Raw genomic sequence first — 22334 nt, forward strand, 5'->3', positions numbered from 1 at the left:
AAGCGCTTACCGGCGTGAGCCACTCTGCTCCGTACCGTTGGCGCGCGCGTCTCGCTGCATGGCATTCTCCCCTTCGCGTTGTTGCCGCTGGTACAGGTCGAAACGACTTGCCGTATTCCGGGAAGGGTAGTAGTTATTGCTGGTATCGGTATCGGCGGTTTCGATGAAGGGATCGAGTACGATACCGACCACTTCCTGCTCGAAGGGGAATACCTTGGTAATTTCTTCGGTACCCATGCGCCAGATCTCGGCGGGGATACGCAGCACCTCGGTAGTGCCGTCAGCGAAGGTGAACTCCAGAACAAGCGGCATGACCAACCCACCGACATTCTGGAAGGTGAGCTCGTAGTAATACTTATCGGCGTTCAGTACGTTTTTCTCTGCTTCCGTCAGGGTGGAGAGATAGCGCTGAAATTCCTGTTTATCGATTACCGTAGCTTCCAAGGGATCGTAGGTGGAGTAGAAATCCACGATCGTCGTATCCGTTTCATCGAAGGTGCTGATGATCTCCTCTTCGTTCCGAATGCTGCTGATGTTACGGGGTTGCTCCTGCTGCTGCTGGCGCGCCCGCTGATTCTCGACCGTCGGATTCATGGTATTGACCCGGAATTCCTGCACGTTGGCCAGGGCGATATCGACGTGGTTGGTGGTAAAGAACCAGCCGCGCCAGAACCAGTCCAGGTCAATGGCCGATGCATCTTCCATCGTGCGGAAGAGGTCGGCGGGGGCGGGGTGCTTGAATTTCCAGCGATTGGCGTAAGTCTTGAAAGCGTAATCAAACTGTTCGCGGCCCATGACCGTCTCGCGGAGGATATTCAATGCCGTGGCCGGTTTACCGTAGGCGTTATTACCGAATTGCCAGATCGACTCCGAATTGGTCATGATCGGACTGATGTACTGCTTATCACCTTTCATATAATCGACGATCTTGTCGGCGGGACCGCGGCGGCTAGGGTAATCCCGTTCCCACTGCTGCTCGGCGAGAAACTGAAGAAAGGTATTTAGTCCCTCGTCCATCCACGTCCACTGCCGTTCGTCGCTGTTCACGATCATCGGGAAGTAATTGTGGCCAACCTCGTGGATGATCACGCTGATCATCCCGTATTTAGTCCGATCGCTGTAAGTTCCGTCAGCTTCCGTACGCCCAAAATTGAAGCAAATCATCGGGTACTCCATACCAATATCGGCGGCGTTGATCGACCACGCGACGGGGTAGGGGTAGCTGAAGGTATAGTGAGAGTACCAGCGGAGGGTGTGCGCCACGGCTTTGGTAGAAAACCGCTCCCATAAGGGGTTTCCTTCTTTCGGGTACATGGACATAGCCATGACCACGCTTCCATCTTCCTGCTCGACGCCCATTGCGTCCCAGATGAATTTACGGGAAGTAGCAAAGCCAAAATCCCGTACGTTCTCCGCGACGAAATGCCAGGTCTTTTCTTGCTTTACCTTCGTCTTTTCCCGCTCGATAGCTTCTTCCTGGGTAGCGACGACAACCGGCTGCTCCCGAGCGGCACGGGCCAATTCCAACCGGCGACGCTGTTCGCGCGTCAGTACATCTCCCTCATTCTGCAGGGTACCCGTCGCGGCAACCAGGTGGTCTGCCGGTACGGTGATCTTCACGTCGTAGTTACCGAAAGTCAGGGTAAATTCCCCACGACCGAGAAACTGCTTATTCTGCCAACCATCCACGTCGTTGTAGACAGCCATCCGGGGATAAAACTGGGCGATGGTGTATAGATAATTATCGTCTTCTTCGAAGTACTCCGACCCTGAACGACCGCCGCCATCGGTCATGCGATTATTAATATTGTACCAATACTTGATGTCGAACTCGATCGATTCTTCGGGTTGCAGGGGCTCGTCCAGCTCGATGCGCATCATCGTTTTCTGGATATGGTAAGTCATATCCTGTCCATCGTCATTTTTGACATAATCGATTTTGAATCCACCATCAAAAGTGGGCTCAAGACGGGAAAGCTGCGCCAGCGACATCTGCTCCCCCATCTGGTTGGTAGACGTCGAATAAGTATCGGAATCCAGTGCCCGTACATTCTGATCCAGTTGCACCCATAAATATTCGAGTGCATCGGGAGATTGGTTGAAGTAGGTTATGGTTTCGGTGCCGTATACCCGTTGTTGCTCGTCGTCCAGCCGAATATCCATCTCGTAGTCCGCCCGTTGCTGCCAGTACATATATCCCGGAGCGCCCGCGGCATTTCGGTATACATTCGGCGTGGGCAGCTCATTATCGAGTTGCTTAAATGGATTGTCGTTAAGCTGAGCGGAAAGGGAAGCCCCAAACACCAACAGGAGTGCTGCTAAAAAATACTGTTTCATTTGGCTGAGTTTTATCTACGCTAAGATATTAATTATCCCTTGCCTTTGTTGTCGCGCAAACTATATTCTTTGGCGCCGGGGCGCGGGAACAACGACCGTCAGACCTTCAAACGACCTGCTGACCGATTGTTCCACGTGGAACAATTTGCCCTATTGTCTCCGATTGTTCCACGTGGAACAATCATATCATGTTATTTTCTACTTAGCAACCACTTCCGAAAGGAGATATAATCGGTATCCATTGGGGTAGCTTCCTTCGGGAGGGTTTCCAGTCGCTTTAGCCGGTCCGGAACGGCAATATCCTGACTCAAAATGCGCTGCATATCGGGTAAAAATTTGCTGGGATGGGCGGTTTCCAAAATCACGCCCCGGGTACGGGGGTGTTCCTTTTGGTAGGCATTCAGGGCTAAGTAGCCAACCGCCCCATGTGGATCGATGGTATAGCCGAAACGATCTTTTACCTCCCGGACTGCATCTTCCGTTGCACCATCGTCAAAGGCGTATCCACTTATTTCTTCCCGCATGCGTCGGTGGGTCTCTGAATCGGGATGGTCCTTCCCGATGACATGTCCGTACAAATTAGTCATCCGGGCGAAATTGCTCGGGGCACCCACGTCCATGGCATTAGATAGCGTAGCAACGGAAGGAGCGATAGCATACTGTCCGGCACGGAGGTAACGGGGCACGACATCGTTGCGGTTGGTAGCGGCTACAAAGTGGTGAACGGGTAGCCCGAGCTGCCTGGCGATCAAACCGGCGGTGATGTTGCCGAAATTGCCACTAGGAACCGCAAAAACTACCGGGTCACCAATTGTTCCCAATTGCTTGTACGCCTCGAAGTAGTAAAAGCTTTGAGGAATGAGCCGGGATATGTTGATGCTGTTCGCCGAGCTCAGCCGCAGGCGTTGCCGTAGGTCGACGTCCAGGAAGGCCTGTTTCACCAGTGCCTGGCAATCGTCGAAGCTTCCGTCCACCTCCAGGGCATGGATATTTTTCCCTAGGGTAGTAAGTTGCTTTTCCTGCAGCTCGCTCACCTTGCCACTGGGGTAGAGAATAACGACCTCAATACCCGGCGTATCGTAAAACCCGGCGGCTACGGCACCCCCCGTATCTCCCGACGTAGCCACTAGAATGGTCAGGGGTTGCGGATCGTCGTTGTAGTAGTGCATCAGCCGCGACATGAACCGCGCTCCGAAATCTTTGAAGGCCAGCGACGGTCCGTGAAAGAGCTCCAGGACATACCTCCGATCGTCGAGCTTAACTACCGGAGCCGGGAAATTCAACGTCTCTTCTACGATTGTACGGAGGTCAGCGTCTGGAATTTCGTCACCCAGCAGCCGCCGACTCACCCGAAATCCGATCTCGGCAAAGCTCATTTCCGGAAGCTCGGCAAAGAAGCGGTCGGGTAGGGGATCGATCCGCTCCGGCATGTACAATCCATTATCGGCGGGCAACCCGCGAAACACGGCTTCCTTGGTATCTACCCGGTGCTCCGGATCATTGGTGCTGTAAAACTTCATAACTGCTGATTATCGCATTATCCGGTTACGGACAAAATCTCCACCCCCCGCTGATTGATGGGAGATACGTAGAGTTGGCTATCGGTACCTAATTCCCGAAATGCCGCCTGCATGCCCTGACCGACGGACTGAGCCAGGTACCCGCTATCGCAAATGGCGAAGATGCTCGGACCGGCTCCACTGATACTGCACCCTAGGGCACCCCGCTGTAATGCGGCGGCCTTTACGGCATCGAAGCCCGGGATCAGCTGCTTACGCTGTGGCTCGACCATATGATCGTGCAGCGATCTACCCAGCAGGGAAATATCGTTGGTATAGAGGGCGGTAATGAAACTGGCCAGGCTGCCCATCTGTCGGATCGCCGTGGCCAGCGGAACCTGATCGCTGAGCACTGCCCGGGCGTCGCGAGTAAGGATCTCAATCTCCGGATGGACCACCGCAACGTGAAGGCCTTCGGGTACGGGCAAGTGATGAACATCCAGCGATTCGTTGGAGCGAATCAGGGTGATTCCGCCCACCAAGCAGGGAGCCACGTTATCCGCGTGAAAGCTGCCATCGGCGACTTCTTCACCCTGGACGGTGAAGTAGAGAATAGCTTCGCGGCTGAGTGGACTGCCGAGTAATTCGTTGACGGCCACGGCGGCGCCGGCGGCACTGGCCGCCGAGGAGCCAAGACCCGAACCAAAGGGCATCTTTTTGTGAATCTCAAGTTCAATGCCCGTACTTCCCATTCCCAGGTGCTCCAGCAACCGCTGGGCGGCTACACCGGCGGTATTCTTCTCCGTGTCCATCGGTAATACCTTATTACCGGTACCCGTGATCGCGGTAATACGTACCCCCGTAAAATCGGGATTTAAGCGGGCGACGATCTCGTCACCGGGGCGGTCGATTGCGAAGCCCAATATGTCAAAGCCTACCGCTACGTTGGCTACCGTAGCCGGAGCGAATACCCGTACCTCTCGCATAATACTAACTTAGTGAAGATCCGATCTGAATGATTTCGGCAAATACTCCGGCGGCGGTGACCTCGGCTCCGGCACCCGGTCCGCGCACCACCAGGGGCCTTACCCGGTAACGGTCACTGGTGAAGACAATCATGTTGTCGCTACCGCTCAGGGTGTAGAAGGGGTTATCGTTTCCTACGGCCTGTACGCCCACGGTTGCTTCTTCTCCTTCCAACGTAGCAATCATCCGTAATGCTTTCCCGTCGGCAGCGGCCCGTTGCTGAAGCTCGGCAAAGTAATCGCCGTTTTCTTCTAGCACCGAAAAAAAGCCATCCACCGATTTCGCTTCCATTGCCCCTTCCGGCAAAAAGCCTTCAACCGATACGTGCTCAGGATCGAGGGGGATGCCCGTCTCACGACCCAGGATAAGTATTTTACGGGCCACGTCTTTACCCGATAGATCTATTCGGGGGTCCGGCTCGGTAAAGCCTTTGTCTTTGGCTTCCCGGACGATTTCGGCGAAGGGGCGGCTACCGTCAAAATTATTGAAAATGTAACTCAGCGATCCACTGAGCACGCCTTCTATTTTATTGATGCGGTCACCGCTGTCGATGAGATCCCGGAGCGTAGAGATCACCGGCAGTCCGGCACCTACGTTGGTCTCGTAACGGAACTGTACGCCGCGCTTATCGGCTATGTTCTTTAACCGCTGATATTGTAAGTATCCGGAAGATGTAGCGATCTTATTCGGAGTAGAGATGCTGATACTGTCGTCTAGGATGGATTCGTAAAAGGAAGCGATCTTGTCGTCGGCCGTATTATCTACGAAAATGCTGTTACTGAGATTCAGGCTGCGCATTCTTCCGACAAAAACCGGAAGATCGGTAGTTAGCTCGGACGCCACGAGTCGCTTCTTCCAGGAAGCGAGATCGATGCCCTCCGCGTCGAACAGCATCTTCTTGGTGTTGGCTAATCCGACAACTTTTACTTCCATTCCGCGGCGTTCGCGGAGATAAGCATTCTGCTGCTCGATCTGCTTCAGCAGGGTGCCACCGATCAGTCCGACCCCAATGATAAAGAGGTGGAGCGTTTTGTAATCGGAAAGGAAAAAGGCTTCGTGTAGGGCATTCAAAGCTTTCGTCTCGTCTTCCCGGGAGATAACCACGGATACATTCAATTCGCTCGAACCCTGGGCGATAGCCACGGCGTTGATGCCGTTCTTACCGAGCGCCCGGAAGAGCCGGCCCGAAATACCGGGTTGGTAGCGCATATTCTCACCGATAATGGCTACCACGCTCAGGTCTTTTTCCACCTTGACGCGATTGACTACCCCCCGTTCGATCTCGAAGGCGAAGGCATCTTCTACGGCCTCTTTAGCCCGGTCGGCGGCGGTGGGTTGGACGGCAAAACTGATCGCATGCTCGCTCGATCCCTGGGTGATGAGTATTACGTTGATGCCCGCTACGGCCAGTGATCCGAAGATACGCCCTGCGATACCGGGTACGCCGAACATCCCCGTGCCCGAGACCGTACAGAGTGCCACGTCATTAATGGAACTGATTCCCCTGACCGCTACCCCGTTTTTATCGCTTTCCTCACTGACCTTGGTGCCGGGAAAATCGGGCTCGAAGGTATTTTTAATGTAGAGCGGAATCCGCTTCTGCAGTGCCGGCATCAGGGTAGGCGGATAGATCACCTTCGCACCGAAGTGCGACATTTCCATGGCTTCTGCGTAAGTCATGCGGGGTATGGTAAAGGCCTTCTTGACGCGACGGGGATCGGCAGTTAGTACGCCACTTACATCGGTCCATATCTCGATCGCGGATGCGTCGAGACCAGCAGCCAGCAGGGAGGCGGTGTAGTCCGAACCACCCCGCCCGAGGGTAGTGGTGAGTCCACCCTTAGCCGATGCAATAAACCCCGTAACTACCTGAACCTGAGGGTGTTCCCGGTAGTGCTCCCGGATTTTATCGTAGCTTTTATCGAAGGCGACCTTGGCATTCCCGAAGGTTTTATCGGTCTTGAGTATCCGGCGCGCATCCAGGTATTCGGCCGGAATGCCCGCCTGTTGCATGCACTGAGTAATGATGTATGACGAGGACCGTTCTCCGAAACTGAGCACGTAGTCCATGGTGCGGGGAGAAGCCTCCCGCACCAGAAAGATTCCGTAAAGGAGGTTCTTCAGCACTTCGTGCGATCGACGCATCTGCCCGGCCGTTTCGTCGCGTAACCGGTCGTCGGTGAGTAAGTCATTGATGGCGGACTGGTGGCGATCCGCGAATTCCTGAAACAGCTGACCGTAGCGATCGTCACCGCGGGCGGCGAGGGCACTCATTTCAATCAGGCTATCGGTAACGCCACCGAAGGCGGAAAATACAACGGTAAAGTGGTCGCCTGAGGCGTAGTATCCCTTTAGGATATTAACAATTCCACGTATTCTGTCCGGCTGGGCGACGGAGGAGCCACCGAATTTGAGGACTTTCATCGACAGGATGCATATTTCCCGTAAAGATGCCTTATTTGGCCGGCATCGAGAGCCTGACTGCGCGTATTCCTAGCGGTGTTTTACGATATACGGAACCGATTATTTACGCAAGCTATCGGGGCGAAGCCCTAGGGCCCAGGCTTCGAGTTCCCGCATCGCCTCCTGTTCCGCTTCCGCTTTGTCCGACTGTCCGCAGAGGTGCAGGACGCCGTGAATCATTACGCGGTGTAACTCGTCCTCGTACCGCTCGCCGAATTCCGCCGCATTCTCCCGTACGCGTTCCGTGGAGATGAACAAGTCGCCGGATACCAGGGGAAAATCCGTATAGGGAAAGGTGATGATGTCGGTAAGCGTATCGTGCTGGAGGTACGCTACATTTACCTGGTGGAGGTAGTCGTCATCGCAGAAAATGTAGCTGAGTTCGCGTAATTCACCGCCGCGGGCGGAAATGACGCGGGTAATCCAATCCTCCAAAAGGGCTGGATCGTGAGTGGGTAAACTTCCCGCCTCGACGTGAAAGGTAACGGTGGAGGGAGTTTTCAGAGCCGAAATTGCATTTCTACCGTGGAACCGCCGTTGATGTAGCGCATCTTATCGCAAAGCTGGTTCATCAGGAATACGCCCCGGCCTCCACATTCGCAGATTCGTTCGGGACAGGTGGGATCGGGAAGGTTCTTGTAGTTGAATCCACCGCCCTGGTCGGAGACCCGGATGGATAAGGCGCCGGTCACCTGAGCGAAGCGAATGCTTACGGTTTTGGACCGGTCTTGTTTGTTACCGTGAATAATCGCGTTGCTGACGGCTTCCGTGAGGCTGATCAGCAGGTTATCGTGCTTCTCCTGGTCAAGGTGATAGCGAGAGGCGAGTTGGTTCACCAATTGCTCGACCTGGTTGATGTTATTCGGATCAGACGAGAGTGTGAGCATGCAATGTTGGGTTCGAAACTATTGGCGGACGGAAAGACAAATAATAAAGGCATATAACACCGTACCCCCGTCCGAAAGTTTATAAGGGGCTGACAGACAGGGAACGAAAGTACTCATCTACCAGCGTTTGGTAGTACGGTTTTAACTCGGGGGTCACCCTGCGGAACTGTTCTACTTCGGCGCGACGCTGGCGAATGTAGGCCTCCAAACTGGGAGGAAGGTCGCGGCGCTGTTGTTCCGCGGTTTCGGATTTACGCTGTTCGTCCATCTTTTGTTCGCGTTCCGCCCGTTCGTGTTCCAGCATTTTGGATAGGATATCCTGTTGCCGCATCAGGGATTCGTTGGTGAGCCGCTTGTTTACAAGGTCTTCCTCGGCGGCATTCATTTCATCGATTAACTGCTGGAGTTCGCCGTTCTTTCCCTCACCGCTTTGCTGCCGCTCCTTTTGTTTTTCTTCCAGGGCGCGACGCAACGCGGCCTGACGGGCCGCCATTTCGGCAAACTCTTTGCTGCTGCCGCCCTGTCCTTTCTCGAGGCCCTCCTTCATCTCGCGCATTTCCTCGCCGATGTTGCGTTGGCCTTCACTGCCGGGGTTTTCGCTGGGTTTACCGCTCTGCTGTCCCTGCTTGCCGTCCTGAGGGTTTTGGCATTGCTGTTGCCCCTGCATCTGGCTGGCCATTTGCTGTTGCATCTGTTCCATGCTTTCGCTCAGCATGAGGGCCAGGTCGTTGAGTCCGGTCATGGCCCGCTGTTGGAGGTTGGCAGCCTGGGGGGTGCGTCTTTCCTCCAGTTCGTCAACGGTATTGCTGAGGTTGCCCCGGATGTCGGTGACTTTATCGGTAATGAACGTTTCGATTTGAAAATTGCGCTTGGCCAGGGCCTGGAGCGAATCGCGTACCAATTCGAAGTCATTGTTAATCCGGAATTGCTGCTGGACCAGCTCCACGTAACGGGGCGTATTTACGGTGGTCAGATTTAACTGATCCATCGTCTCCTCCTGGTCAAAGCTCAGATCGACGATATTTTCCAGCAACTGACGAATGGCGGCCATGTCCTCGGTGTTCTGCTGCTGTTGCATGCTTTGCATGGACTGGTTCATCTGTTGGGCCATCTTTTGCATTTTCTTGCCCGCATCCTGCTGCTTCTTGGCGGCATCCTGACGGGGTTGCTGGCCGGATTGCTGTTGCTGTTGCTCGCCCGCTTGCTTTTCCTGGGGTTCGCTTGGCTCCTGCGCTTCGGCGCCCTCCTGGGGTTGTTGCTCGCCCTCCTGGGGTGGCTGCTTACCTTCCTGAGGTTGCTGCTCGCCTTCCTGCTGCTGGGCTTCCTCCATCTTCCGTTGGGCCGCTTCCATGTCCTGCTTCACCGCTTCCGCCTGTTCCTCCTGTTTATCCAGCGGCATGGGTCGCTCCAGTTGCTCGTTCTTCTCTTCGGTTTGCTCCAGCTTTTTCTGGAGCTCCTCAAACTTCTTTTGCAGGGCTTCCTGTTGCTTTTGCAGCTCTTCGGTGGGCGTTTCGCCGTTTTCCGTTTCCTTTGCCAGTTCCTGTTGCTCCTTGGCAAGCTCCTCGAGTTCCTCGATGGATTCCTGCATTTCTTTTTCTATCTCCAGTTGCTTGAAGAGCTCGAGCATCCGATCCAGTTCGGCTTCCGTTTGCTGGTCGGACAGCTCCATATCCTCCATCTTTTCGAGGGTCTCGTCCTTATTGAGCTCCTCCATAAGGCGCTGAATCTCTTCCATCAGTTCCTGCATCTCCTCGGATAGCGACTTCTCGAACATCTCCTGGAGTTGCTCCTCCTTCTGGTTGATCTGTTCGTTCTGTTGGGACTGGTTATCCAGGTTCTCCTGGAACGCTTCCTGGGCTCTCTTGACCTGCTCCTTGATCTGCTGTTGTTGGGCGGCCAGCTTTTCGACTTCCTTTTTGAGTTTCCAGTCGACTTCCTTTTCCTGGAGCATGCGCTCGCGCACTTCCCGGGTTTCTTCCCGGAGCTTGCGGGTGTCGTCCAGCGCTTGCTGAAGCTGGTCCTTGATCTTGCTGTCGTTGGCGTTGGCGCGTTCGGCCATTTCTTCCTTGGTCGGCATTCGGAAGGTCATCAACGAGGTTTTCGAACGCTTACTCCCGTTGACGCCGTCGTTGTCCCGCACTTCGAAGTAATAGGTCAACTGATCGCCGGGCACGAGTTCGACATCCTGGCGGAGATCGAGAACGTAATCGTATTCCGTGCGCTTACCGGCTGCTCCGCTTACGGGGGTTCGTACCTCATCCGTGGCACCGCTGGCGTTTTGAATGCGGTAAACAAAATCCAGTCCGCGGATTCCGTGATCGTCGGTGGCTTCGCCTACGAAGAAGAGCAGGGATTCGTCCGTAGAGTCGCGGAAGCTTTCCACGGTGATGCGGGGGTACTGATCGGGGATAACGTTGAGCGCGAAGCTGACGGAATCGGCGACCGGGATCCGCTCGTTACCGATGTAAAGGGTATAGCGATCGTTGCGCATGGCGCGTTTGTCGAAGCTGTGCAGATCGCGACCGTCGCGACGGAGGCGGCCGGTGGTATCCTCACTGGCGAACCGCAGGTCGATGTATTCGGTGTTCTCGGTGTCGAAGGACCACTGTAGGCGAGTGCCTACGGGAACGGTCAGGTCTCCGATATTGGCCAGCTCTTCGTCTTTCCGGCCTAGATAATCCGGATAGTCGGCGGCGACGGTAAACCCGGCGATGGTGGGTTTGGGCAGAACCTCGAGGGTGTAATCGGTACTCTCGACCTCGCCGGCGGATAGGCGGAAGGGTACCGAAGACTGGACGTTATTGAACTGGTACGTGAAGGTGTTGCCATCTTCCTTTTGCAGCCGGTAACGGTAACCATCGACTTCGATGTAGGCCTCGGCGGGAAGTACTTCCCCTTGCACGTCTACGGTAAGGGGAAAATTGCCGTACTGGACAACTTCCAGGTTGTCGTCAGCCAACACGAAGGAAAAGGGAGCTGGCCGCTCGAAGCTTTCGTCGTTGCGGATGAGGCGGCTGGTGCTGTCCTGAATCAGGGTTGGGGAAGCGATGAGGATGACCAGCAGGAGCAGCATCGGGGGCAGCGCAAACTTCAGGTAGCGACGATTCTGCGTCAGGTCGATCGCCGAACGGAAGGGGACGGGGCTGATTTCCGATGATTTCTGGTCGATGGAAGCCAGCAGGAGGTCGTTATTGCCCGTAGCCGCCTGGCGACGCAACTGCAGTACATTCAACAACTTGTCTTGGACGTTGCCAAAGTGAGCCCCGATAATCTGGGCGGCGCGTTCGTGACTGATTACTTCGCCAAGCCGGAAGTAGCGGCTGAGGGGAAGCAGGACCCAACCGGCCAGGGCCAACAGACTGACGCCCAAGAAGCCGTACCACAGGATTCGGCGGGTCGTTCCGGAGAAATAGAACTGGGATTCCAGCAAGCTTACCGCGAGAAAGGACAGCAAAACCAAGCCTACCCAGAACAGGAGCCCCCGAATCGCACTATTGATGTAGTACTTCCGGATAAAGGCATCGAGTTTGCCGATGAGCAGGTCGTAATGTTGGGTGCGGGCCATAGGAAAAGGGATTGCGACCGATAGATAACGATCGAATATACAATGGAAGGAACAACTTCCCGGTTGACATACAACGCCTTACGGTCGGCGTATATGCAAAAATTACCACCTTCCACTTAAAAGTGTGAGAACACCTATATTTACCCCGTAAGGCTAACGGAATAGTCCAACATTGCTGGAAGATACCCGTTTGAAACCTAACGTAATTCTTATGTTACGGTGAGCGTCTGCCTCCTCACCCATATCCGTGCTTTCGGCATCAATCGTTCCTATGTATCCCCTCACTCCGCCCCAAATTATGGCCCTTGCCAATCAGGTGGTCGGCGATGGCGAGCATGACTTGTTGTGTGCCAATCTCAGCGGACGGGTCCGCTACGCCAACAATTCGGCTTGCTTTACGCTGGGCTATTCCTTCGAGGATATGCTGCAGAAAAGTTTTACCGATTATGCTCCCCACCTGTCCCAAGATACCTGGAAACAGCACTGCCAGAAGACCATCAGTAACGGGAAAGACCAGATTTATACTTACCACCAGAATTGTAAGGGCGATTCCTATCCGGTGACCATTCAAAGCATACCGCATCTGGTATCGGATACGAATGAGCAGTTGATCTGTAGCATCGTAGCGGATGCAAAAAATAGCCAACGCTATAAACGGATGCTGGAAAACGTCGAGGTTTCCCAACGCATCGGCAGCTTCGACCTGAATTTTCATGACCAAAGCATCCTCGTCAGCGAGAATCTGAAGGCCATCATGGGCGTATCCGATCCGGAAGAGCTCAAGCCCAGCGCCATTTCTCAGCGACTTTCCCGGGAAGACGCCGCCCGTTGGAATTCCCGGATGATCAATTTTCTGAATGGGTACCACCGCATGGACGAAAACTTTCTCCTGCGCGCCGCCGCCGAGCGGGTATCCCTGGTGCGGGTCGTGATGTGGTCTCGGATGGAAGACGGAGCGGTCAGCGGAATAACCGGCCATTACGAGGTGATGGAAGAAACCGGTCAGGAGAGGATGATCAGTCTCGAAGAAAATCAACGGCGGCACATCATTCGTGCCCTGCGCTACACCAATGGCCGGGTTACCGGGCCCAACGGTGCCGGTCGGTTGCTGGACATCAACGGCAAGACGCTCTTCGCCCGCATGAAAAAGCTGAATATCAACCGGGATGACTACACCGTGCGCTAACGGAGGGTAAGGAACAGGTTGAAAAGGAATTCCCCGGTTTTATAAAAGAGTAGCCCGAGCACCGCCAGGCCGATCAGGTTCTGCCACCAGCGGTTCGTACGGTCGCCGAGCAAATCCCGCCGGTTGGCGAGGTAAAACACCGCGGCGGCGATGAAGGGGAGCAACAGCCCGTTGATCACCTGAGCCGCCAGGATCACGCCAATAATATCCAGGCGTAGCACGGCGACGAGGAGGCCGATAAGCATAACCACGAACCACGTAGCCCGGAAGGCGCTGCCCGCGGAGCGCCAGCTTTTGTCGCCGGAAGCGAGCAACTCCCGACCGGCCATGGCGGCGGCCAGCGGTGCCGTCGTAGCGGAGCTAAAGCCGGCGGCAAACAGGCCCATGCCCAGTACCAGCCTGCCGTATTCCCCCAAAAAGGCTTCCAGGCTGACCGCCAGATTCTCGAAGGAAACAAAGCCGGAAGCCGTGACGCCCACAACTACAATGGAGGCGGTAACGAGAAGCCCGACGCCGAAACTGAGCATCAACCCCCGCCGCATGTCACCGAGCCGGCCATCCGAACCCAATCCGGCCGCCAGAAAGAAATTATACGGAACTATCGTCGTCCCAAGCAGCCCGAGCAGGACATCGGTACGTACCGGTGCCAACGGTCGGTCCGGATACACCCCCGGCCAGGCGATCTGGGCCGCGGCTACGATAAAGAGGACGCCCATGACGGCGACGATGTAGGCCATCATGCGACCGATCAGCTGGGTGCTCCCCTTCCAGAGTAGCGCGAAAACGAAGCCGCCGATGAGCAGCACCCCCCACCGGCCGAGGGGAAAGAGCAACTGCAGGCCCCCCAGGGCACCGACCAGATTACCCGCTTGGTAGGCCATACAGCCGAAAAAAACGGCCGCGAATAAGAGGGTGGGAAGCCACTTGCCCCTGACACTCAGCAAATCGCCAAGCCGGCGACCGCTCACCAAAGTGATCCGGGCGGCCATTTCCATAAAAACATACCCGGCCAGGGCAGCCAGAACCACCACCGGCAAGTAGGCGTATCCTCCTTCCGCACCCGCCCGCGTCGCGGTGGCTACCGTACCGGGACCGATGAAGGCAGCCGCGATGAGCGACCATACGAGGGCACGGCCCCAGGAGGTGGATTCGATGGCTAGTTGACTTTAGTCAGCCACAGTTTACGAAGTCCGCTCCGGATTTGACGCTCCTGGCTCAAATCCACGTAGCTATGGAGGGGGTAGGCACAATCACCGCAACGGTGGTAAATGGCAAAGTCGCCGCGACCGTTGATGTAGATGCGAAAATCGCCCGGGGCGGGTTCTTCGCTGCTACAGCGATGGCAGCGGGCCATTTTGCGGGCGAAGTGCCAGAGGAAATCACAGTGCTCCCGAAGGTGGAGCGCCAGTTCGTTAAAGGATATACGGATTTCCGTAGTGTAGGTGAGGGGTTTAACGGAATTCATGAGACCAGGATTTAGACGGCTGGGGGTTGCCGAAAAATTTATTTGCACTATCTGTGCACAATAACGGCATTCTATTGTTATACATTTCGCTCCGGACCCAAAATATTATTGGGTGAAATCTCCAATGGTCAGTAGGTCGCAAGCTGAGCTACCTTCCCTACAACCTTTCCGTCGCCGTAGCTTTGTAGCGCTATGATCCTCCTGTTACACACGCTGATCCAGGCCGTCGTGGGCTTTCTTTTCCTCTTTTACCCCCATGCCGGGGATCTCGTGCCCGGTTTTGGCACGTCTGAGGGACCGAGTTTCGTCCTGCTAATGAAAATGTATGGGCTGGCCGCGCTCTTTCTCGGCGGGCTATCGCTCCATGGCTACCGGAAGCGCAACGACGATCCGACCTTCCTGCTGGTTACGCTTAGCCTCAGCATATACCACTACCTGATGATCGCCGTACAGACCGTCTATAACCCCGATCATCGGGCAACCCTCCTCCACTTCCTGTTAGCCATATTTCTGACCGGCCAGTACCTGGGAAGGCGAAGAAAATCGTGGAAAACCCCTGCCTCGGGGAGCAATTAAACCACCAAACTTTTTTCCGCTTTGTTTTCCACCATCTTTTCCACACCGGCTAAAGGGGTGCCCGGGCGGTAGCGATAATTGATGTAAACCACGGTGGCTACGAGGGCAATGGCGGTGAACTGATGGGCCACGCCGAAGCCGACCGGGACCTGTCCCTGGCTGTTAACCACCGTCAGAATACCGAGGGTAACCTGAGTTATCAACAGTATTATCAACAGGGTATTCGCACGGCGTAAACCCGCCGGGAGGGTAATGCTACGGCACCGATATAAGAAGTACAAAACCATGAAGGTCAACGCGTAAGCCGTAATCCGGTGCAAGAACTGGAAGAGGGCTGGTTGGAACAGACTTTGCTCGTACTTCACCAGATTTTCCACAGTCCAGGCCGATGCCTCCAACAGGATCGGCGGAATAAAATAGCCGTTCATATCCGGCCAACTAGGGTAGGGCAGGGCAGCGCGGGCTCCGCTCATTACTCCCCCCAGTAGAAGCTGCAGAAAGAGTAGCGCATTCAGCGGTAATAGCAGCTTTTTCACCGCTCCCTGTGGAAAAACCGGCCTGACGGGCTGTACCACCTTTAGCGTTATCCACAACAGGTAGGCGAACAGGGTAATTCCCAGCGCCAGGTGGATCGTCAGCTTGTACGCATTGACCCACGGACGATCGATGAGCCCGCTGGCGACCATGATCCAACCGAAGCTTGCCGCGAGGGCCGCCAGCAGCACCACGATGCCCAATCGCCGCATTAGCGGAGCATCGAGATACCCTTTTCGCCAAAAGACCAGGAAGCCTACCGCAAACACCAGACCCATCGTGCGCGCCCACTGCCGATGAAACCATTCCCAGAAGTAGATGAACTTGAAATCGGCCATGGAGATGTCGGCGAAGATCTTCTCGTACTGGGGCGACTGTTGGTACTTCTCGAACTCCACCTGCCAGTCGGCCGCGTTGAGCGGCGGCAAAGCCCCGCTGAGCACTTCCCACTCCGTAATGGATAATCCCGACTCGGTAAGCCGCGTTATCCCTCCGATCACGATCTGTCCGACAACCATCACCAACCCCGCGAGCAACCAAATTTTGACCGGTCGGGGGTAGCGGCGCAGCGATTTTCCCATGCTCTTAATAGTTATTATCTTTTTTTAAAATTCAAATCCCTTTATCATTGTTAGGGGTGTGGAAAGCGGGAGAAAGAATTCCCCATCCGGTTGGTTATTTCAATCTCCACCCCGGCACGCTTCCTTTGAACAATCTATTCACAGGCTAACAAGCTGTAAGCCATGGGGATTTGCCCGTAATCCACATTTCAGCCAATCCGCCCCCCTGGATAACTTTTATGACACAGCCGTGGGGATAACCGGGACCGAGCGGTGGGATCTCGGTGGAGAGCGATTGTGGAGAGCTGTGGAAACGTGGATAACTCGCCCTAAAATCGGCATTTGTGGGTAAGACTGTGGATAACCCTCCCTTTTTCCACGGTTTTCCACCAAGTGGGGTCGGAAAATAACACTGGATAAACTCCTGGTTAACAGGGGTTTTACACTTGACCTATCGGCCACATGTGTATAATGCCCCGCCGGCGCTTATTCGCCCACCAACTCCATCCACTCCATTTCCTTTTCCTCGATGGCTTCGTTGACTTCGGCAAGTTCTTTACCGAGTTCGGCGATCCGTTCGGGGGTGAGATTGCCCATATCGTTGAACTGACGGTTGATCTCGGCTTTGCGTGCTTCCAGTTTTCCAATCTGCCCTTCCACCCGGCGAATGGCTTTGCGTTGCTCCTGCGACAGGTGGTTTTCGCTGGCCGGCGGCGGCGCAGGTGCGGCGCGGGCCGGGGAAGGAGTTGGGCTGGCTTGGAGTTCTTCCTTTCGCATCTCCCGGTATTCGGTGTAGAGCCCGTTCCAGTCGCGGATCTTCCCTTCCCCCTCGAAGATGAACAGGTGGTGCGCCAGCTTATCCAGGAAGAAGCGGTCGTGACTTACGATCAGTACGCAGCCCGGAAAATCGAGGAGAAAGTCTTCCAGCACGTTGAGGGTCACGATATCCAGGTCGTTGGTCGGTTCGTCCAGGATCAGGAAGTTGGGATTCTTCATCAGAATCGTGAGTAAGTATAGCCGCCGCTTTTCTCCCCCGCTCAGCTGGCTTACGTATACCTGCTGCTGCTTGCTGTTGAACATGAAGCGTTCCAGCAGGCCGCGGGCGGTTAGTTTGAGTCCCTTTTCCAGGGGAATGAATTCGGCAATCTCCCGGACCACCTCGATTACCCGCATATCCTGGGTCAGGTTGATGCCTTCCTGGGTGTAGTAGCCGAAGACGGTGTTGCTGCCGTGGACCACCTTCCCGGTATCGGGCTCCAGTTCCTGGGTGAGCATGTGGAGGAGGGTGGATTTTCCGGCCCCGTTCTTACCTACGATACCTACCCGCTCCCCCTTCTGGAATTTATAGCTGAATCCTTTGACGAGTTCCTTGTCGCCGTACGACTTACCGATATTATGGGCTTCGAGGATCTTGCTTCCGAGCCGCTGTCCTTTGATCTCCAGCGTAAGCTCGTCCTCGCCGCGGTAGCTACCGACCTTGTTCTTCAATTCGCTGAAGGCGGTGAGCCGGCTCTTGGCCTTCGTGCCGCGGCCACTGGGCATGCGGCGTACCCATTCGAGTTCCTTCTTCATGCGCTTGCGGTCCTTGTCGAGTTCGGCGCTTTCGGTTTCCTCACGGGTGGCCTTCTTGTTCAGGAAGTCGGAGTAGTTACCGGTATAGTGGTAGATGTTACCTCCTTCGAGCTCGATGATGCGGTTACAGACCCGTTCCAGGAAGTAGCGATCGTGCGTCACCATTAATAAGGTAAGGTTCGGCGATTGCAGCCATTCTTCCAGCCACTCGATCATGTCCATGTCGAGGTGGTTGGTGGGTTCGTCCATGATGATCAGGTCGGGCTCGTCGATGATGAGCTTGGCCAGGGCTACGCGTTTGCGCTGCCCGCCGGAGAGGGTGGCCACCTGCTGGTTGACGTTCTCGATGTTGAGTTTGCTGAGCACCTCCTTGATCCGGGCCTCGATGTCCCAGGCCTGTAGCCGGTCCATACGCGTAAGCGCGTCTTGCAGGAGATTGGGCTTGTCGGTCCGGGAAAGGGCCTCCTCGTAGTCGCGCACGGCCCGTACCAGTTCGTTGTCGCTGTCATAAACGGCGTCCATTACCGTGGCGCCTTCCCCAAAGTCGGGTTCCTGGGGCAGGTAGGCCATGCGGGCGTCCTTGTGGACGTAAGCGCGTGCGCCCGTTCCTTCGGGCTGATCGATACCCGCCGCTACCCGGAGGAGGGTAGACTTACCGGTACCGTTTTTGGCCACCAGCGCTACCTTGGTGTGCTGGGCGACCTGTAGATCGACCTGATCGAAGAGCACTTTCTCCCCGTAAATTTTCGATACCTTCTCTAATTCTAGGTAAACCATCTCCGCATTTTTTCAGGCGCAAAGATGAGGATTATTGGGGCGGCGGCCGCCTACCGAAGATTCTCGTAGACCCAGCCGAGGATGTCTTCCATCGTCGCGTAGTATTCGCGGCTCGAACCCATCACGTTGTTGTGCATAAAACTGAAGGCCAGCCACCGACCGCTACGGGTGCGTAACAGCCCACTGATGCAGATCACCCCACTCAGCGAGCCGGTTTTGGCCCATACGTAGGGTTCCGGCTGGTTGTCGAAGCGCTGCTTAAGGGTGCCGTTGATCCCACCGGTGGGCAACAGGGAGCGCAGCCGCTCGCGGCCGACCTCCCGGTCCAGGGCGGCAATCACCTGCACCAGCTGTTCCGGTTTGACCAGGTTGTAGCGGCTCAGCCCGCTACCGTCGCGAAAGCTAATCTCCCCCAATCCCATCTCCTGGAAGAGGGTATCGGTGGCCCATTCGAAGAAGGCTTCTTCGTCGGGACGCCCGTAACGGCTCGTTGCGGCCAGCAAGATGAGTTGCTCGGCCAGGTAGTTATCGCTATCCTGTAGGAGCTTCCGGTACAGGGTGTCGGGTAGGGGGGTGGAAATCGTCCGCAACGCATCGAGGGGTGGCCGCGGCCGGTCACCCGACCGGATAGACGAGCCGGGCAGGGCGCTGCTCAGGTAACGTACCGTGGTGGCGGAATCGACGCTGAGGGCCCGTTCCAGGGGGAAATTATAGGGACGGTAAAAATTTGCGTTGACCGTAAAGCGGTTGCTTCCTTCTACCCGCGAGATCGTCCGCTCCTGGGCGGCGTCCATCACCAGGTTATCGACCACTTCGGCTGGCGAACCGAAGAGGGCTTCCCGGCCGGTATCGCCCGCTTCCCGGTACTCCAAATAGAGCCGGTTGCCGTACACCGGGAGGAGGGAGCGTTCGAAGACGTACCCGTAATTGAAATCATCCCAGCTCCACCCGGCACCGTAGCGTGGGGGGATGTCTCCGTTTGGAAAATTCAGCACCAGGGGTAGGTCACGCGTAGCCAGCCACGGCAGCAGCGTATCGTAGCCGACGAAAGCGGGGTGCAGGAGCAGCGGATAACCGGTGCCCCATAATTCGATACGATCCTCGAACGCTTGGTACACAACGGCCGGAGCCGCGGCTTCCAGTAGGCGGTTGGCGACGAGGAAGGTGAGCAATTTAGTATTGCTGGCGGGTACGAAATAGCGGTTGGCGTTATAGCCGTAGACCGGTCGTTGCGCTTCCAGATCGTAGAGGGCGAATCCCGTGTGGGCTTCCCCGAAGAGGGAATTTTCAATGCGGTTGTCCAGAGCCCGGGTGGTGGCGCGTCGGGACGTATCCTGGGCCTGACTCACACCGAGAAAGAAGAGGCAGCAAAGAACGAGAAGGGGGATTCGCATACCGGAAGTAAACCAAAAAAAAGGCCGAAACCCGAAGGTTTCGGCCGATAAAATTATAATCCCAAAAACTAAACGGTTGGACGACGGTGAAACGTCGGCATATATCTTGTTAGCTCTACGAAGTGAGTATGGGCGGCGATAGCCGGTTATCGGTACAAAAACTACCAATTCCTGGCTTGCCGTATCGGTGGTATTCGATTTAACAGCCGGTGAGCGGCTTAGCTTTCCTGCTCGTCCTTAACCAGCAGCTGAAAGCCGTTGCCGTGGATATTGACGATTTCGATGGCCGCATCGGGCTTGAGGTATTTGCGCAGTTTGGTCACGAACACATCCATCGAGCGGGCGGTGAAGTAATTGTCTTCGCCCCAGATCTTGGTCAGGGCTTCGCTACGGCTCAGGATATCGTTTTTGTTGATGGCGAACAAGCGCAGGAGCTGAGCTTCCTTAGGACTAAGTTTTTCTTTCGATTTTTCTCCCTTTTCGTCGGTAAACGTGAGAATGCGGAGGGGGAAATTGAAGTGAAACTTACCGAATTCGAAGTCGGTTTGCTCTTCCTTGGGATCGGCCGGGGTCTGGCTCCGACGCAGGATGACATTGATGCGAGCCAGGAGTTCCTCGCTGTTGAAGGGCTTGGTGATGTAATCGTCGGCACCCAGTTCGAAGCCGTTGAGCACGTCGTCCTTCATGGCCTTGGCGGTGAGGAAAATGATGGGGGTCTGGGTATCGTCTTCGCGGATCTTTTTCGCGAGTTCGAAGCCACTCAAACGGGGCATCATCACGTCGAAAATGCAAAGGTCCCAGTCTCCGCGGCGGTAAGCTTCCAGACCGGCTACCCCGTCGGTGGCAAGCGTGACGTCGTAGTCGTGGGCTTCCAGGTAGGACCGCAGGACGTCTCCGAAGTTTCGGTCGTCTTCGACCAGTAAAAGTTTGGCTTCGGTTGCAGTTGATTCGCTCATCGTTAGGGTGCTGTTTACTTCAGGGTAATTTGGATCAGTCAGGTTGCCGGTACGGAAAAGTCACGATAAAGCTACTGCCCTTTCCGAGCTCACTCTTTACCTCGATACTACCGCCGTGTACTTCGGTGATGGTTTTGACGTAGGATAGGCCCAGGCCAAATCCCTTGACGTCGTGCCGGTCACCGGTATGTACCCGGTAAAAACGGTCAAAAATGTTTTTTCTTGCTTCGCGGGTCATTCCGAGTCCGTGGTCGGTCACCGTAACCTGTATACCACGCGGTACGTTTGCGGTGGACACGATAATATCGGGGGCCTCGGGAGAGTATTTATTGGCGTTGTCGAGCAGGTTGTTGACCAAGCTGGACAGGTGGGTCAGATCGCCCTCGACGACGGAGGGATCCGCACGGAGGTGGGTGGTAACCCGTCCGCCCCGGGGCTCCACCTGGAGGCAGATGTACTCTACGGCGCTCTGTACGATGTCGTTGAGGTCCACGGCCGTCAGGTTAAGGTTGAGCCGGCTTTTGTCGAGTTTAGCCATTTGCAGCACTTTCTCTACCTGATCGTTCATGCGTTTGTTCTCCTGCTTAATGATGCGGGCGAAGCGCTGCACCTTCTCGGCATCGCCGCTGATGCGGGGGCTGACGATGCTGTCCGTAGCCAGGGAAATGGTAGCGATGGGCGTTTTGAACTCGTGAGTCATGTTGTTGATGAAATCGGTCTTCATCTCCGAGACCTGCTTCTGGCGAAGGATTACGTAGATCGTGTAGATGAAGCAACCGAGGATAATCAGCACGAACAGCAGGCTGGCGGCGAAATTTCCGTAGAGGGAGCTGTAAATGACCTGATCCTTGTTAGGGCTGTACGCGCGGATTTCCCCGGGTATGGTCGAATCGTCGTCGAACAGAATGACGGAATAATCGGCGTTCATGAGATCTTCGTGCCGGCTCGTATCCGACCCGAGCGGAGAGAGGAGGCGGCCGTTCCGCGCCAGGAATCGCTGCTGACGGGTATCGTAAATCCCGTACTCCAGCTTATTCTCGATACCGGCGTTCTTGAGCTCCTTGACGATCTTGTTGTGGATTGCCTCCCGGTTGATGCGCTCTTCCAGGTTGCGGTTGGCGAACTGGGCGCGCAGGCGAATGGAAGAATTCGGGCTGATGCGAATGGAGCGGGCGCTGAGCAGGCTGGGGGGAGTGCCGCTGATGCGCAGCTCGCTGTACCGCCCCTCGGGGATCCCGCCGGCGTAGCCGTTGTTGAGCGTGAGGCGGATTTCGTCTTCCTCCCGCTTCTCCACTTCGTCGGCGACTTGCTTAAGCACGGTCTGAACGGCGCGGTCGTACCGTTCGCGGTTCACCTCCAGGCCGGTTTGCAGCAGCCGGAGCTGAAGGATGATAAGCCCCACGATCGCGGAAACGATCAGACCGATGATGAGGTATATGGATTTTTGGCTCATGCGAGGGAAAAGCTACGGCGGAAAATGCGGTACAGGATAATACGCCGGAGGGAGGCACCGGTATTCATCACCGGCACGGCTTTA

Annotated in this window: 16 protein-coding genes; 2 read left to right on the top strand and 14 right to left on the bottom strand. The window is 55.6% G+C overall.

What is annotated here, in order from left to right:
- Positions 1-6 precede the first annotated feature (6 nt).
- From CLV84_RS00595 to CLV84_RS00625, 7 genes are all read right to left on the bottom strand, one after another.
- Positions 7-2337: a M1 family metallopeptidase gene (locus CLV84_RS00595; protein WP_104417802.1), complete on the bottom strand. Its 2331-nt coding sequence runs from the start codon at positions 2335-2337 to the stop codon at positions 7-9.
- A gap of 191 nt (positions 2338-2528) precedes the next feature.
- Entirely contained in the window at positions 2529-3857 is a 1329-nt protein-coding gene (thrC, locus tag CLV84_RS00600; protein ID WP_104417803.1) for a threonine synthase, read from the bottom strand.
- A 17-nt stretch (positions 3858-3874) separates the two neighbouring features.
- Positions 3875-4822 (bottom strand): homoserine kinase, encoded by a 948-nt coding sequence (locus CLV84_RS00605; RefSeq protein ID WP_170067510.1) that lies wholly within the window; start codon positions 4820-4822, stop codon positions 3875-3877.
- A gap of 4 nt (positions 4823-4826) precedes the next feature.
- Positions 4827-7286, bottom strand: a complete 2460-nt coding sequence (gene thrA / locus CLV84_RS00610) for a bifunctional aspartate kinase/homoserine dehydrogenase I (RefSeq protein WP_104417805.1) — start codon at positions 7284-7286, stop codon at positions 4827-4829.
- Positions 7287-7385: 99 nt separating this feature from the next.
- Positions 7386-7760 (bottom strand): rRNA maturation RNase YbeY, encoded by a 375-nt coding sequence (gene ybeY, locus CLV84_RS00615; protein ID WP_245911335.1) that lies wholly within the window; start codon positions 7758-7760, stop codon positions 7386-7388.
- A gap of 65 nt (positions 7761-7825) precedes the next feature.
- Entirely contained in the window at positions 7826-8212 is a 387-nt protein-coding gene (locus CLV84_RS00620) for an ATP-binding protein (RefSeq protein WP_104417807.1), read from the bottom strand.
- Between the two features lie 79 nt (positions 8213-8291).
- Positions 8292-11777 carry a DUF4175 family protein gene (locus tag CLV84_RS00625; protein ID WP_104417808.1) on the bottom strand — a complete coding sequence of 1162 codons (3486 nt, stop codon included), beginning with the start codon at positions 11775-11777 and terminating at the stop codon, positions 8292-8294.
- A 298-nt stretch (positions 11778-12075) separates the two neighbouring features.
- Between CLV84_RS00625 and CLV84_RS00630 the strand changes: the two genes are divergently transcribed.
- The gene (locus CLV84_RS00630; RefSeq protein WP_170067511.1) at positions 12076-12963 is read left to right on the top strand and encodes a PAS domain-containing protein; all 888 of its coding nucleotides are present in this window, start codon (positions 12076-12078) and stop codon (positions 12961-12963) included.
- Here CLV84_RS00630 and CLV84_RS00635 read toward each other — a convergent pair.
- On the bottom strand, positions 12960-14117 hold the full coding sequence (locus CLV84_RS00635) for an NRAMP family divalent metal transporter (RefSeq protein ID WP_104417810.1): 1158 nt from the start codon (positions 14115-14117) through the stop codon (positions 12960-12962). The two genes, CLV84_RS00630 and CLV84_RS00635, sit on opposite strands and share 4 nt — an antisense overlap.
- Before the next feature lie 2 nt (positions 14118-14119).
- Positions 14120-14428, bottom strand: a complete 309-nt coding sequence (locus tag CLV84_RS00640) for a hypothetical protein (protein WP_104417811.1) — start codon at positions 14426-14428, stop codon at positions 14120-14122.
- Between the two features lie 192 nt (positions 14429-14620).
- Between CLV84_RS00640 and CLV84_RS00645 the strand changes: the two genes are divergently transcribed.
- Positions 14621-15004 carry a hypothetical protein gene (locus CLV84_RS00645; protein WP_104417812.1) on the top strand — a complete coding sequence of 128 codons (384 nt, stop codon included), beginning with the start codon at positions 14621-14623 and terminating at the stop codon, positions 15002-15004.
- Here CLV84_RS00645 and CLV84_RS00650 read toward each other — a convergent pair.
- From CLV84_RS00650 to CLV84_RS00670, 5 genes are all read right to left on the bottom strand, one after another.
- Positions 15001-16119 (bottom strand): COX15/CtaA family protein, encoded by a 1119-nt coding sequence (locus CLV84_RS00650; protein ID WP_104417813.1) that lies wholly within the window; start codon positions 16117-16119, stop codon positions 15001-15003. The two genes, CLV84_RS00645 and CLV84_RS00650, sit on opposite strands and share 4 nt — an antisense overlap.
- A 465-nt stretch (positions 16120-16584) precedes the next feature.
- The gene (locus CLV84_RS00655; protein ID WP_104417814.1) at positions 16585-18447 is read right to left on the bottom strand and encodes an ABC-F family ATP-binding cassette domain-containing protein; all 1863 of its coding nucleotides are present in this window, start codon (positions 18445-18447) and stop codon (positions 16585-16587) included.
- 50 nt (positions 18448-18497) lie between these two features.
- Entirely contained in the window at positions 18498-19841 is a 1344-nt protein-coding gene (locus CLV84_RS00660) for a D-alanyl-D-alanine carboxypeptidase/D-alanyl-D-alanine-endopeptidase (protein ID WP_104417815.1), read from the bottom strand.
- Between the two features lie 218 nt (positions 19842-20059).
- Positions 20060-20797, bottom strand: a complete 738-nt coding sequence (locus CLV84_RS00665; RefSeq protein WP_104417816.1) for a response regulator transcription factor — start codon at positions 20795-20797, stop codon at positions 20060-20062.
- 34 nt (positions 20798-20831) lie between these two features.
- Positions 20832-22250 carry a sensor histidine kinase gene (locus tag CLV84_RS00670; protein WP_104417817.1) on the bottom strand — a complete coding sequence of 473 codons (1419 nt, stop codon included), beginning with the start codon at positions 22248-22250 and terminating at the stop codon, positions 20832-20834.
- Positions 22251-22334 lie beyond the last annotated feature (84 nt).

The organism is Neolewinella xylanilytica, assembly GCF_002934605.1.
Classification (GTDB): domain Bacteria; phylum Bacteroidota; class Bacteroidia; order Chitinophagales; family Saprospiraceae; genus Neolewinella; species Neolewinella xylanilytica.